Source organism: Pantoea eucrina (assembly GCF_002095385.1).
GTDB classification, from domain to species: Bacteria; Pseudomonadota; Gammaproteobacteria; order Enterobacterales; family Enterobacteriaceae; genus Pantoea; species Pantoea eucrina.
On the sequence record NZ_MIPP01000014.1, the window covers coordinates 25745 to 38442 of the forward strand.

General features: G+C 52.7%; 22 protein-coding genes, 1 tRNA gene and 1 pseudogene. 4 read left to right on the plus strand and 20 right to left on the minus strand.

Going from position 1 to position 12698, the window contains the following annotated elements:
- The first annotated feature begins 23 nt into the window (after positions 1–23).
- Positions 24–1767 (plus strand): annotated as a pseudogene (locus tag HA43_RS08250) (amylovoran biosynthesis protein AmsF).
- Between the two features lie 152 nt (positions 1768–1919).
- Positions 1920–1995, plus strand: a tRNA-Thr gene (locus HA43_RS08255).
- Positions 1996–2009: 14 nt separating this feature from the next.
- Here the strand turns inward: HA43_RS08255 and HA43_RS19195 are convergent.
- The 20 genes from HA43_RS19195 to HA43_RS08340 form a co-directional block, all read right to left on the minus strand.
- Positions 2010–3167 (minus strand): integrase, encoded by a 1158-nt coding sequence (locus HA43_RS19195; RefSeq protein ID WP_244555222.1) that lies wholly within the window; start codon positions 3165–3167, stop codon positions 2010–2012.
- Positions 3050–3400 (minus strand): helix-turn-helix domain-containing protein, encoded by a 351-nt coding sequence (locus HA43_RS08265; protein ID WP_128083793.1) that lies wholly within the window; start codon positions 3398–3400, stop codon positions 3050–3052. Before HA43_RS08265 ends, HA43_RS19195 begins: the two co-directional genes overlap by 118 nt.
- 80 nt (positions 3401–3480) lie before the next feature.
- Positions 3481–4059, minus strand: a complete 579-nt coding sequence (locus HA43_RS08270) for a phage N-6-adenine-methyltransferase (RefSeq protein ID WP_094111393.1) — start codon at positions 4057–4059, stop codon at positions 3481–3483.
- Positions 4060–4106: 47 nt separating this feature from the next.
- Entirely contained in the window at positions 4107–4343 is a 237-nt protein-coding gene (locus tag HA43_RS08275; RefSeq protein ID WP_094111394.1) for a hypothetical protein, read from the minus strand.
- 387 nt (positions 4344–4730) lie between these two features.
- Complete coding sequence (locus HA43_RS08285; protein ID WP_128083794.1) at positions 4731–5051, minus strand: hypothetical protein; 321 nt, start codon at positions 5049–5051, stop codon at positions 4731–4733.
- A 66-nt stretch (positions 5052–5117) separates the two neighbouring features.
- Positions 5118–5621, minus strand: coding sequence for a hypothetical protein (locus HA43_RS08290; RefSeq protein WP_094111397.1), 504 nt, complete (start codon positions 5619–5621; stop codon positions 5118–5120).
- The gene (locus HA43_RS08295; RefSeq protein ID WP_094111398.1) at positions 5618–6154 is read right to left on the minus strand and encodes a hypothetical protein; all 537 of its coding nucleotides are present in this window, start codon (positions 6152–6154) and stop codon (positions 5618–5620) included. The genes HA43_RS08290 and HA43_RS08295 overlap by 4 nt, the downstream gene beginning before the upstream one ends.
- Before the next feature lie 41 nt (positions 6155–6195).
- Positions 6196–6513 carry a hypothetical protein gene (locus HA43_RS08300; RefSeq protein ID WP_094111399.1) on the minus strand — a complete coding sequence of 106 codons (318 nt, stop codon included), beginning with the start codon at positions 6511–6513 and terminating at the stop codon, positions 6196–6198.
- A gap of 25 nt (positions 6514–6538) precedes the next feature.
- On the minus strand, positions 6539–7027 hold the full coding sequence (locus HA43_RS08305) for a single-stranded DNA-binding protein (RefSeq protein ID WP_094111400.1): 489 nt from the start codon (positions 7025–7027) through the stop codon (positions 6539–6541).
- Positions 7028–7642 carry an ERF family protein gene (locus HA43_RS08310; RefSeq protein WP_094111401.1) on the minus strand — a complete coding sequence of 205 codons (615 nt, stop codon included), beginning with the start codon at positions 7640–7642 and terminating at the stop codon, positions 7028–7030. It abuts the gene before it with no gap.
- Positions 7629–7787 carry a hypothetical protein gene (locus HA43_RS18855; protein WP_158086438.1) on the minus strand — a complete coding sequence of 53 codons (159 nt, stop codon included), beginning with the start codon at positions 7785–7787 and terminating at the stop codon, positions 7629–7631. Before HA43_RS18855 ends, HA43_RS08310 begins: the two co-directional genes overlap by 14 nt.
- A complete protein-coding gene (locus HA43_RS08315) occupies positions 7777–7974 on the minus strand; it encodes a DUF5444 family protein (protein ID WP_065649202.1) in 198 nt (65 codons plus the stop codon). The genes HA43_RS18855 and HA43_RS08315 overlap by 11 nt, the downstream gene beginning before the upstream one ends.
- Entirely contained in the window at positions 7971–8105 is a 135-nt protein-coding gene (locus HA43_RS18680) for a protease FtsH-inhibitory lysogeny factor CIII (RefSeq protein WP_128083795.1), read from the minus strand. Before HA43_RS18680 ends, HA43_RS08315 begins: the two co-directional genes overlap by 4 nt.
- A 32-nt stretch (positions 8106–8137) precedes the next feature.
- Complete coding sequence (locus tag HA43_RS08320; RefSeq protein WP_094111402.1) at positions 8138–9106, minus strand: coiled-coil domain-containing protein; 969 nt, start codon at positions 9104–9106, stop codon at positions 8138–8140.
- 136 nt (positions 9107–9242) lie between these two features.
- A complete protein-coding gene (locus HA43_RS18860; protein WP_158086439.1) occupies positions 9243–9407 on the minus strand; it encodes a hypothetical protein in 165 nt (54 codons plus the stop codon).
- Positions 9408–9425: 18 nt separating this feature from the next.
- Complete coding sequence (locus HA43_RS18865) at positions 9426–9587, minus strand: hypothetical protein (protein WP_158086440.1); 162 nt, start codon at positions 9585–9587, stop codon at positions 9426–9428.
- Positions 9588–9715: 128 nt separating this feature from the next.
- A complete protein-coding gene (locus HA43_RS08325; protein WP_128083796.1) occupies positions 9716–10009 on the minus strand; it encodes a hypothetical protein in 294 nt (97 codons plus the stop codon).
- Positions 10010–10059: 50 nt separating this feature from the next.
- On the minus strand, positions 10060–10551 hold the full coding sequence (locus HA43_RS08330; RefSeq protein WP_094111404.1) for a hypothetical protein: 492 nt from the start codon (positions 10549–10551) through the stop codon (positions 10060–10062).
- A 4-nt stretch (positions 10552–10555) separates the two neighbouring features.
- Entirely contained in the window at positions 10556–10798 is a 243-nt protein-coding gene (locus HA43_RS08335) for a transcriptional antitermination N peptide (protein WP_094111405.1), read from the minus strand.
- A gap of 413 nt (positions 10799–11211) precedes the next feature.
- Positions 11212–11901, minus strand: a complete 690-nt coding sequence (locus tag HA43_RS08340) for an XRE family transcriptional regulator (protein WP_094111406.1) — start codon at positions 11899–11901, stop codon at positions 11212–11214.
- Positions 11902–12030: 129 nt separating this feature from the next.
- Here HA43_RS08340 and HA43_RS08345 point away from each other — a divergent pair, with 129 nt between their 5' ends.
- Together HA43_RS08345 and HA43_RS08350 are read left to right on the plus strand one after the other, a co-directional pair.
- Entirely contained in the window at positions 12031–12261 is a 231-nt protein-coding gene (locus HA43_RS08345) for a transcriptional regulator (RefSeq protein WP_094111407.1), read from the plus strand.
- 109 nt (positions 12262–12370) lie between these two features.
- Positions 12371–12673 carry a CII family transcriptional regulator gene (locus HA43_RS08350; RefSeq protein WP_244555219.1) on the plus strand — a complete coding sequence of 101 codons (303 nt, stop codon included), beginning with the start codon at positions 12371–12373 and terminating at the stop codon, positions 12671–12673.
- Positions 12674–12698 lie beyond the last annotated feature (25 nt).

Sequence of the window (12698 nt, forward strand, 5' to 3'; positions counted from 1 at the left end):
CTGTATAAGCCGAGGAGGCTGACATGATCGAAGTTAATTCATTTGCTGAACTGCGTACCACTGCACCTGCTAAAAACGGCGATTCTGCGTTTTTGCGCCGCTACAATGCGGACTCAAACTTTCGCGGTGGCGGTGACTTTACCGGTTTTATCGGGACGACCACGGCGGCTGACGATGGCGGTACGCTGGCGGTCGGTAATGGCTTCTACTGGAAGCGCGTGATCAACGACCCGGCAGACCTCAACGTCTACCACTTTGGTGCGAAGGGAGATGCTACGCCAATGACACCGAACCCTTCAAACGCATGCTGGCGTGGACCCAGGGCTACAGCGGCAATATCCGCGATCTGCCGGTGCGCTTTCCGGGCGGTAAGTTCCTGATTAACCCGATAGATATCAGTGATACTGAGGTCGCCTTCTTTGGCCTGCAGGGGGATGATGTGGAGCTGGGTTCGCTGCCGCGTACCACGATCATTTCCGACAAGAGCGCCAATACGGTGTTCAAAGTGAAGGCGCGCCGCACCGCGATCAAAGGGATCACCTGGCATGGTCAGGCGTCCGCCGATACCAATACCAACAAAGGCACTATCACAGCCGAGCTGTGTACCAACGTGCAGCCCTTCTTCGAAAACACCTGCATCGAAGGCTCTACGGTAAATATCTACTGTTTCCGCGCGCAGAATAGCGGCGGGACCGTCATTAAAGTGCTGGATACCCTCGACAGTAAGTTTGACCAGATCTACACCCTGTGGACCTACGGGCGCGTATTCGACATCGGCTGGTCAAACTCGCCAAAGGTAAGTGGGACCACTCCACCGCGATTGAGATCTGCAACTGTAACTTCCAGACCGGTTACGGTGACGCCACGCTCTATATGCCGCGCGTGACGCAGGGCATTATGCGTAACGTCTGGATTGAGCATACGCGTAACCCTGGCGATCTCTCCGACGGCGGCTGGACCATCGATACGCTGAACATTGAGGATTGCGGCTCGCCGTTTAACCTCAATAACGCCCGCGTGATCATGCGCCAGATTGGCCTGCAGTCGGGTGCCACTATCTCCAACGACCTGGCGGGCACGCGCTGGCTCTCGACGTTTGAGTATGGCTACCGGCGTGAGGAGAACCACGGCACTATTATCACCGGCTCCCTGCGCACGGGTTACTACAGCGGCCATAAAGTCACCAATAACACCGATACCGATAACTGGTATCGCCTCGGGCAGCTCTTTTTCCCGGTGGCGAACCAGCAGTGGGTGATGGAGCTGATTGGTAAAGCGGATGCGACCCAGCCCACCGGCACGGCGGCGTCGCCGGTCAATATGGCCGGCACCGGTAAAACCTGGATCAACCTGCAGCGGCTGGATACCGTCTGGGCTGACGCCTGGCATATGGGCCAGCCTGCGGTGATGGATATCCGCTACAACCGGGTCGGCACCACCTATGCGGTGGTGTGGGTTAAGCTGCGCGCCAAAAGCGGTGATACGCTGATTAACCTGAAAACCACCGGGCCAACGCGTTTTGAGTCAGGCTCCTGCTCGCTGTTCCAGACTGACTTTTCAGTCGTAACCGATACCACCAAAATGGGCACACTCAAGCCTGCGGCGCGCTTCGGACTGCATAATGGTGTAGCTGGCATTGGTGCCAATGAGAAAGGGGTGCTCACTGTCGCGACGGCAGCGGGTAATCCCACCAATAAAACGGCCCCTTCGGGCTTTGTGCTGGTCAATATCAACGGTGTTGATCGTAAGCTGCCTTATTACGATTAAGGCCAGCACCTTTTTGGCGAGGCTCCGGCCTCGCCTTTTTTTTGTGGTGGAAAACGCGCCGGCGCTGCTGAAAAAGCGGGCGGTTGAATCACCGCATCTTGACGCCGCGCGTCACATTTCCTATTTTTACTCCCCGTAGTTCCCGCCCCATTGCCGGTGTAGCTCAGTTGGTAGAGCAGCGCATTCGTAATGCGAAGGTCGCAGGTTCGACTCCTGTTTCCGGCACCAGTTAAATCAATGATTTATCCATCATTCGTTCCTTCTCCCTTAAGCATGTGGGACAGATTTGGGACAGACAGGCCCATAATCGCGTCAATTTGCTTCGCGTGCTCCGTCAGATGATTCGGTGCCAGGTGTGCATACCGGCGAACCATCTCAATGCTTTCCCAGCCCCCCATTTCCTGCAGAACCGATAAAGGAACTCCTGCCTGTACCAGCCAGCTCGCCCAGGTATGTCTCAGGTCGTGAAACCGGAAATCCTCTATGCCTGAGCGACGCAGCGCCGCGTTCCATGACTTGTTAGCGTCATAGCGCATCTTCCTGACAACCGGCGTTTTCGTTCCATCCGGACGCGTGCTGCTCTCCCGGTACACAAACACCCACTGGTTATGATTGCCAATCTGTTTTTTGAGCACCTGACATGCGGTATCATTCAGCGCTACGCCAATAGCTCTGTTTGATTTGCTGTCCTCCGGGTGTATCCACGCCACCCGGCGCTGCATGTCGATCTGGCTCCACTCCAGATTGACGATGTTAGAACGGCGCAGTCCCGTTGCGAGCGCAAAACTCACGACAGACTTCAGCGGCTCCGGGCACTCCTCAATCAGGCGTTGCGCCTCGTGAGGTTCCAGCCACCGTATGCGGCGGTTCTTAGGCTGGGGTATCTTCACGATAGGCGCACGTTCCAGCACCTTCCATTCCCTTTCTGCCGTCCTTAGCAGCGCCTTAATGAAAGACAGGTGCGTTGCCTTAGTCGCAACTGATGCGGGCTTAGGCACAAACTTAGGGGCCTGCTTTCCTCTCTTCGCCAGCGATTCTGCGCTGAGCTTCCAGTTTTCCTCATGACGCCTGTTGGTCATCTTCTGGATCGCGTTATAGATATGCGTCTCAGAGATGTCCTTCAGCTGCATCCCTGCAAAATACTTCAGCCAGAACTTAATCCGGCTCTTATCGTCATCCAGTGACTTTTTATGCCCTTTTTCTTCTATCCACCTGACGCATGCTTCTTCAAACGATACGGCCGGCATCTCTCCGAGCTTCGCTGTCCGCCATGCTTCGGCTTTCAGTTTGTCATGGAGTTCTGTTGCCTTCCTTTTGTCCGCTGTTCCAAGAGATCGCTTAAAGCGGCTGCCGTCCGGCGATGTGAAGCTGGCGTACCAGGTTTCACCCCTGCGGAAGATCGACATGGTGATTTCTCCTCATGTGCATCTGCCGCGCTCACGGCGACAGTGTGCATTGGATTGTTGAGAGCGGCAATACATGCCTGGCGGGTGAGAAGATAGGGTGACTTTGGTTTGGACGGGTCTTTGCGCGTGGCGGCCAGCCTGCCAGTTTTAATCCACTTATTGCAGGTTGGCCGGGAGATGCCGAGAAACGCGCAGGCCTCATCCAGGGTAAGCGCGTATGCTTCCATGAATAGCCTCTACAGGTAGCTGAAGATGGTTTTGATTACGATGATTGCTACGATGGTGATGATGAGTTGAAGTGGGGTGATCATGCTGCGCTGACCTTTGCAGCTGATAGCAGCAGCCTGGCTCCGATCGACATTAGCGCATCACGGCTTACGTACCCGGTAAGGCCAAAGTCTGACAGGAAAGGATTCCAAATCAGCAGCATCGAACCCTTGTTATTTCCATTCACTGCCTTGCCTGTATCGGCGCGGATGAAAGACAGCCTACCATTGGTGATGAACCTCACCTCCGTGCATGAACGCCGAGCGATGCTGAACCATCCGACGGAAGTATCTGCCGGCACAAGCATCACGGTGCCTATGCCTTTGCTTGCCTCTTCACTCGCCTTTAGAACCCATGGCGTAATGTCACTGTATGGCGGATTACACCAGGTGATTCCGATCGGAAACTGCGCCGCCCAGTCCTGGCTAAGTGCATCGTCCTGCTCAGTGAGGTAAGTTGGCAGCAGGTGGTTAAGCTTGCTGGCTGCCACATCTGCTACAAAGCGGAAGTCACGATTAAGGGCGGCGAAGATTTCTGGTGGCGTCTGCCACAGGTCTCGGATGTCGATCGGGGTGTAGCTGTCATGATATCCGGCCACGGACTGCAACACTTCAGACATAACAACTCCTCACGCAGAGCGCGACAAAGGTTAATAGGGAGGGAGATTTATTCTTGGGTTAGAAACTGAAGTTTTTGCGGGATGTCTAAATCATCTTCGCTGTGCTGGTCGCAATAATATTCCAGTGCGCGCTCAATCAATTCCACTTGCTCAGAGGATAAGTGGTCATCGCGCGTATCAAAGTAAGCAACACGTATCGGTTTGCCACCAAGGATGTCAGTTTTTGGGCCAACGGCAGGGCTTAAGCCCTCCGGAAATTCCACTGTTAACGTATATACCGTCATACCGCCCTCCGGTTTTTCTGCGCCCACACATACTTTTCATGGTCATGCCTGCACTCTGGCGAGCAGTAACTGCATCCATCGCGGGAAGGTTCACCGCAGTCGCCATTACGGCAGATTGGTGACCGCGGTTCCGGGCGAGGCCGGTTAGCCAAGGCGATTTCTGTATTGAGTATCTCAAGGTCTGACGCATCATCGGCTATGTCGCACATAGTGATTCTCCAGATAACAGGTAGAAAAAAACCGCCTCAGTGGGCGGCTATCGGTAAACGGGCGAGCACTCTAATTGCACCAGCGGCCGGCGCTCATGCAGCCGGTCCTTTACCTGCTCGCAGGCTTCAATGGTTGGATAGATTCGCTCAGACACCGGGGCGGGAAGGGCAGAGACTATTACGATGACGAAGCCGATGAGCATGGTGCCTCCGAGGCTACGGGTGGCGCAGTGTAGACCAGCTTAGTTGTGGTCTGGTATACGTCGCCACGCGTATCTCCACAGATGTTATTGCTAAATCGCCACTTAGATTTTTCGCCGGTTACACGGTCTTTGAACTGAATTATTTCTCCAACAGGTTCAGCAGAAAGCGCCGCCAGAGCAATACGCAGCACCGTAGAGTAATGACCTTCCAGCGACCACACTTCCTGCTCGCCCCTGATGAATTCAATCAGCTGCTCCTTCTGCTCTTCAGTCAGCCCCGGCATCTCATATTGCATAAGCCACCCCCGTCCAGATAATTGTGCACGCTACCCACATAACAGCCCACATCTTGCCGCGAGTGCTCATTGTGATTGCTCCTCAATGTTGCGGAGGATATCTGCTCGCATGCTGTTCCTGCCCGACTTGAATTCATTTGTTTGCCATCCTTTTTCCTCTGGAGGCACCAGCTCCGCCAGGCTTAAGGCGGGCGCGGGGCGGGTGAATAATTCTACATTGAAGTCCGGGTCTCTCCTGTCATTACGTAGCCAGCAATTCACCCTTCCAGATTCATTAAGCTCTTTCCAGTAAAATGGTGATGTAAACGCCACTGGCTCCTGCCTCTCCAGCTCTGCCAGCTTCGCCTCAAAAGCATTGCACTCTCGCGCCAAACCAGCTCTATCCTCACGCAGCTTTGAGTTAATGCGCTTTTCTTCTGCCAGCGCAGCCTCTGCTGCTTCGGCCCGCTGCGCCAGCGATGCATAGTCCGAATACATAACCAGATGCCCATCTTGCTTAGGCCTTACGTATACAGCGCCGCAGTGACAGCTAACGTCATATCGATCGATCAGCTCATTCAGCTCTTTCATTTGCCACCTGCCAGTGATTCATATTGGGAAGGGGTGGTGTCGGTTTCGGCGCGGAGCCGGGCGGCCCACTTGATTAATTGCTCTTTCGGAATGGCTTCAACGCTGCGTCCCATTTGGTCACCATAAAGCCATGGCGCTTTTTCAGCGGCCTGCTCTATTGCTTCCGCCCGTACCGCGTTCAGCAGGGTATCGGTGGCTGGGGTTTTTGCATCCGAGCACTCTGGGCAAGATTTAACACCACCAACGCCCCATAACTCTTCCGGCGTGTAATCCCCTTCTCGCAACAATTTCTGTTCTTCTTCGGTCGGGCGGCAGCATAAATTGTAGTTTTTCAGCGCCACATTCTCCGCCAGCACCGCATCCAGCTTTTGCTGCAGTGCGGCTATCTGCATATCGCGCCAGCCAAGCTCTGCGGCGATATCTGATTTGCTGTGCAATTTCTCACGCGTCATATGGTCAACGTGGCGGCAGTAATGATTCCCGGCGATATCCATCGCCATCAAATCACGGTCACCGTAAATTTTCTCGCTCATCTCTTTCCCCTTATGCAATGCCAGCCGGGTACAGGCCAACATCACTCCATCAGTATTGCGCCATATCGGCCGCGTCGGGTGTCTCTGAAGTCGCCCCATACCTCTACAACAGGTTGGGTGACGATGATTTGTGGCAGAGGAGGGCGCTTAGCCATCTCCTCATGCTCTCTGCGTTTCAGCTCAGCCAGGTAAACATCCTCTCTGCGCTGAGGTGTAAGCAGCTGCGGATGGTCATGTCCTGCCTGCTGTGCTGCTAAGGCCGCCAGAACGCCATTCAGCACTTCCTTTTTGCGGCGCTTAATCTTTTCGTCAGCTCCGTTCAGGCGTGACGAGTGCGCCGGATATACCGGTGGGTTCATGATGCGGCCTTATTGGTGGGTTAAATCAGAATGGGGGTTCTTCGTCGAAGTCCATCGGAGGTTCGTTGTTAGCCGGCGCACTCTGGCGCTGCAACTGGTTTCGGGCCTGTTGCATGCCGGCTTGCTGTTTGTTCTGCTGAGGCCTTTGCTGCTGCCCTGAGTCCTGCTTTACGCCCAGCATCTGCATAACGCCGCCAACGTTCACCACAACCTCAGTGGTATATTTATCCTGACCTGACTGGTCCTGCCATTTCCGGGTACGCAGCTTACCCTCGATGTAGACTTGCGATCCTTTACGCAGATATTCGCCAGCAACCTCAGCCAGCTTTCCGAACAGCACCACTCGGTGCCATTCTGTCTGCTCTTTGTTCTCGCCGGTCTGCTTATCACGCCATGATTCGGATGTTGCGATGCTCAGGTTGGCTACCGCGCCGCCTGATGGTTGATAGCGAATCTCCGGATCCTGCCCGAGGTTGCCGACCAGAATGACTTTGTTAACGCCTTTGCTGCTCATTTATGCCGCCTTTTTAAGTTCTGCGCCGCGCACCTTGTACACGTCAACGCACTTCTGTTGATGTTCAGCAGAGGACGCGAGAGCATTCCATGCTGGCTTGTAAATCGCATTCAAGGCTGCGAGCGTCGGGCATTCAGCTGCTTGCGCGGTAAATTCAGCGAGAATCTCATCAGGGCTGCGTGGTGCCGGCTGATGAATCTCTGCATCCGGATCCATTGCGGTTTGTTCTGTTGGGATGCAGAACGTCTGGAAAGCTGCATATTTGTAGGCGATAGACATAGCCTTATTGGTTGCCTTATCGCCGCTGTCCATGGCTTCGCCGTAGGTCACGACGGTGTGCTTACTGCCATCTTCGACAGCAACGAAATCAAACTCAGCTTTCACCACAACGTAAAACAGCACTGCGCCACTTTTTGTCACGCGCTCGGTTACAGTGCGCTCGGTGATACGCGGAAGGATTACCAGCCCATGCTTCGCCAGCATCGGCGCCAGAGCGTTGTACACTTGGTCAATACCACGGAATTTGAAGCCCTGCTGACGGTTATCACGGTCCTTACTGATGCCTTGCTCTGCCATTTCACTGGCTACGGCGCTGATAGCCTTATAAACGCTCATGCGCTCCTCCCATAGATTCAAACTGGCGCTCCGTGCGGAAATCAGCAATCGCTTCCTGCGCTGCCTGCTCATAGGTCATCGGGTCTGCCAGCTCGCCCAGCATGCCCTGAATAAAGTCGCCCCAAACGTCATCGTCATGCTGCATTTGCTTTCACCTTTGCGTTCCAGTCAGTGTCCTGACAATCGTGCCAGCCCAGAGAGATAGTGCTCGCCCATTCATAAGCCGACTTCATCCCGTCTTTGGTGTCAGGGAATGATTCTTCATACAGCTTGTTCAGCCGCAGGCAGCCCTGCTGAACCAGCAAGGTTCCGTTTACCGGGATAATCGTCATTGCTTATGTCCTCTCTGGCTCATGGCGTTTAACAGGCTGCGGGCTGCAGCACGCATGCGGCGGGTGATACGTTCTAACTGTGATTCTTCGAGCTGAGCAGCGCCCACGATGGCGCCGCCCCGCGATGGCATAGTTCATCGTGGGTCCTTAATTCATTGGTGGATTAGTAGGTGATTCGGATGGCAGTAACTTCGCCTTTAGCGATCGCCGTGATTACGGTTCGCGCCTGTTCTTCTGTCAGGCCGACAGCAACTAAGTCAGTCAGGGCCTTTTTATTGACAGATTTGCGGTGAGCGACGTCTGCAGCGCGGGCAGCGGCTTCGTCTGCAAGGCGTTTCTCTTCAGCCAGGCGAGCGGCTTCAGCCTCTCGGGCTTTTCGCTGCTCAGCTTCGATAGCCGCCTGCTTTTCACGCTCAGCTCTCTCACGCGCTTCCTGAGCCTGTCGTTCAGCTCGATCCTGTGCTTCTCTGGCTTCGCGTTCTGCGCGCTCCTGAGCGGCTTTAGCGTCGGCCTCTGCCTTTTCCTTGGCAGCCTGCAGGTCTGCTTCACGCTTAGCTGCTGCATCACGCTCACGCTGCGCAGCCTGCTCTGCTTCAATGCGAGCCTGTTCTGCAGCCTGACGGCGAATCTCTTCTTCATGCGCAATGCGCTTACGCTCAGCTTCTGCTGCTGCTTCGGCGCGTTCACGGTCAATCTTCTCATTCATCAGAAGCGCGATTTCGTGGTCTGACTCTATTTGCGCTGCAAGCTTCTCAGCGGCAACCCGCGACTCTTCTTCAGCCTTGATGCGTTCCTGATCTGCTTCCCATTCGGTGTAAGGCTGGCGGGCTTTATCACGCAATGCGTCAAGGCGGTCACGCACAATCTTACGGTTGGCGTCGATGAGCTTAGGCACCTCTTTCAGCTCAGCAACCAGATCCTTACCCAATCCATCCAGGTAGGATTTAGTCTGCGATACGCGGTAAGCCAGTGAAGCGATCTCCTTTCTGCCCTTTACCGTAGAGACATCCGGCACAAAGGACATAACTTCACGCTCGACCTTCTGAATAATCTCTTCTATCTGGTCGGCAGATTTAAAAACGGTGAGGGCGTTTGCCTTCTCGATGACTACAAGATCCGTTGTTTCGCTCATTTTGATTTCCTTCAGGCAAAAAGAAGCCCAGCATTGCGCCGGGAATAGGGGTGAAACGTTCTGGTTATGGAAGCCCTCTAAGGTGGTGGTGCGTAGCACCTCAAAGCCGTCTAATCAGACAGCTTTACGGTGTCACTCAGTAGCTAACTCCGATCCCCGGAACCTTGCCTTCGGCGATAGCGTCATACAGCTTGGCGATATCATCAAAGTCTCTTCCGCCGTTAGGGAAGTATTCCTGCATAACTGCCACAGCCGCTTCTTTCTTTTCTTCGATAAAAACCTGCTCAATGTCTTTATTCATTTCTCTCTCCTGTAGTGGTTACTGGCCCCGATGGGCGATGCGGACTAACTTTTCTATCAACTCCTGCACACTCAGTCCGCGGTCTTCGCAGCTTTCGGCCAAGTATTCAATTCCGGTATCGTCGATAAACTGCACGAGCACTTCGGCTTCTTCTGGCTTAATTTTTAAATCTTCACTCATCTCAACCTCCTGCTATAAACCCCAGCACCATCAGCACGATAAACACTAACCAACCGCAGTAGTAATCAACGTCGCTCATCATGGTATTGGCCTTTGTTAAGGTAAAAAAATACCCGCTCGATGGCGGGTTATTTACTGTGTTCTGCAACGTATTCTTTTAGCTCCTGCTCACTTGCCGGGAGCCAGTCTTCAACTACCCGAAGTCCGCAGTCCTGAACTTCATCCATAATCCAACCGCCTTCATCATGGTCATATCGGCGGGTGTAATAGCTTCCATCTGGATGACGCTCAGCCAGTGTGTAGCTGTCATAAGGGCCGCCATAGGTAGGCACATCACCCAGCTCAGGATGGTTCATCCACATAAAGAATAATCGCCCGGTAATTGGGCACACATCAGGGCACCAACGATTTTCCTTGTTCATACTCGCCTCTTAAATATCTGCTGCGTACACGCTATAAAAAAGGCTGCGGGTTAGGCAGCCTGTTGTGATTCCCGGCATTGCCGGTTTAGCTTGTTGAACACGTCCCTGAAGATAGGGTATTCATCCTTTGAAACCTTACTCAGATAGCGGTGACCGATGATTCCAGTTTCTTCATCAAGAACGATGCGCGCGCTGTTGACTCCAACAACGAAGAAGAAGCGAGGGTGCTTGCGCCATTGAGTAATCAGGCCATCATCAATCGCCTGCTGAAGATAAGCGGGTATTTCAACCAGGCTTACGAGCGCTATCTTTGTTTCTTCGCGTTCGATTGCATCTTTGGTGCGTTGAATGCTGTCCTGCAGCGCCCTCAGTCCATCGTTCTGCTTATCCCACTTATGCAACGTTGCGCGACCATTGCGCTTGTCGTTGAGTGGCTGTCCGTTCGCCTGAGCTACAGTGTCGAAGTGGTCTTGAAGGCGCTCATCAAACCGCGCCTCTTTCTTAACGAGAGACGCTTTCAAAATCTCAAGTCGCTTACTCATGCGGTTATCTCGCCGTTACGTTGTCTTTAGATTTGCGATACCCAGCACTGAAGATGGCTACCTGTGGTAAGCACATCGCTGTGCTCTCATGCTTCTCACGCAGACTGGGCGCTGATGTGGCGCGGGCTACGTTTAAGCTGCATCCCATAAGGGTGGTGACAATCCCGTTCTCAAACTGGCGATCTGCTGCTTTCTTTGCACGATGCTCAGCTGCGCGCTTTGCGTTGTAACGCTGCTTCGAATTCATGATGTTTCTCCAGGTGAGTGCTTTGGTGATTGGATGGCCGGTGCTCCTCGCCGTTCACGTGCGCTGGTTTTGCCACCGCCAAGACGGATTTGTTATCCAGCGACTTCAGCCGACGCCGGGGTTACTACAGCTGCCCCAACCATGCGTTTGCATTCATCCAATCCCAGAGCACTCGCTCCGGCCTACCTGCATCAGGTAGGAATCTAATTGTTAAAGAGCTGACTTCCGTTTCTTACTGCTACAGCGTCCTGCTGATGGGTTAAATATATCCAAAGCTATTATTACTGTAAATAGCCAAAGATATAAATTTATAGCTTTAGTGATTTTCATGTTGATTCCTAAAGGAATTTATTTTTGTTCAGACGAAAAAAATCCCGCCTAAGCGGGATCATTTAAGACTTTTGCGTTTAAGTTCAGCCTAACCTTTTATAGTCAACGGACTGACGGAGAAGGACTTTTGCCATGATATGGAACTCACCCTCGTCACTCTCCTCGATAAACCATTCTTTATAGCGCTGGTTGTCGGATAGTACTGCGAGGCGATGCTTCTGCATTTGCAGGCGTTTTACATGCATTGTTTTGCCAAACACAAAAACATATACGCCATCACCATCGAAATGAGTCACAGCGAGATCTACAAAAATCTGATCACCTGGCTCAATGGTTCCTTCCATGCTGTCACCGCGCACGGTGATAACCTTTATCGTATCAGCAGGACGTGGGCCAAATAATGCTTTAGCCTGCTCATTGGTATATTCAATAGCTCTTATGGTTTCAACGAATTCAGTAGACACAAGATAACCATCCCCCGCGCTAGCTTGGACATCCAATACATCTACACGATAGTAGTCGGGTTCCGCCAGTCTTTCTTTTTTAGGGATGTGAATCTGAGGGACGCCCCTCATCTCACCTTCGCCAGAAGAAAGCCACTCAGGGCTAACTTCAAGAACCTTCGCTATCTCATAAAGCTTTCTGGTGTTTTTGGTTATGCCCTGCGTCAGTTTCCATACGCTTGGCTGGGCCATTCCTACCGCCTCAGCTAAAGAAGCCTGAGTGTGTCCGCTTGCCCTCATGGCAGCGTTAAGTCTGTCTGCAAAAGTCATTTTAGATTTCCCTTTTGTCCTCCCTGAAAGATATAGCCATAGATATTATTCATCAAATAACCAAAGCTATTTACTTTTTGGATAGCTTTAGCTATTATCACAATAGCCAAGCAAAGCAGGAGCTATTTTATGGTCAACAAAGCTATTAAGCGGGCTATTGACATCGTAGGCAGCCAGCAGAAGTTAGCTGATGCCTGCTTAGTCAAACAGCCCTCAGTTTGGGCTTGGTTGCATGGGAAGAAAAAGGTGTCAGCCGAGAATGCAAAGCGCATCGAGAAAGCCACCGATGGAAAGATCCCAGCTTACCAGGTACGCCCAGATTTAACTGACCTGTTTCCTCATCCGAATCAGGCAGCCTAAGTAACACCGCTCTTTGTCAATTTAGCCGCCCACCTGCTGCAGGAGGGCAAAAACCAAGTGACTAGCTCACTGCAAAATCACGCAAGTTTTTCAACGAAAGGAATATTACATGATTGAAATTACAAGCTATCGCAAGAAAGCGAGAGAGATTGAAAGCCAGCTGCTGAACAAACTGGCAGAGCTGGGGCAGGGGCCACTGGCGAAAGTCATGGGTTTGGATGAGGCAGCAGTAAGCCGTATGAAGCGCCCATCAGGAAAGCAGCGTTACAGCTTCTTCCAGATGATGAGTCTGGCAATGGCTTATCTGGATGTGGTGTCACCGGAGTCTGAAGTGGCTAAGAGGCTGCTGAGGATTGAGGAATTACTTACCAAAGAAAAAGCCCCGAAGAACTGCGAATTCTTCGAGGCCTGATGCGAAATGACTGGATCAATTCACA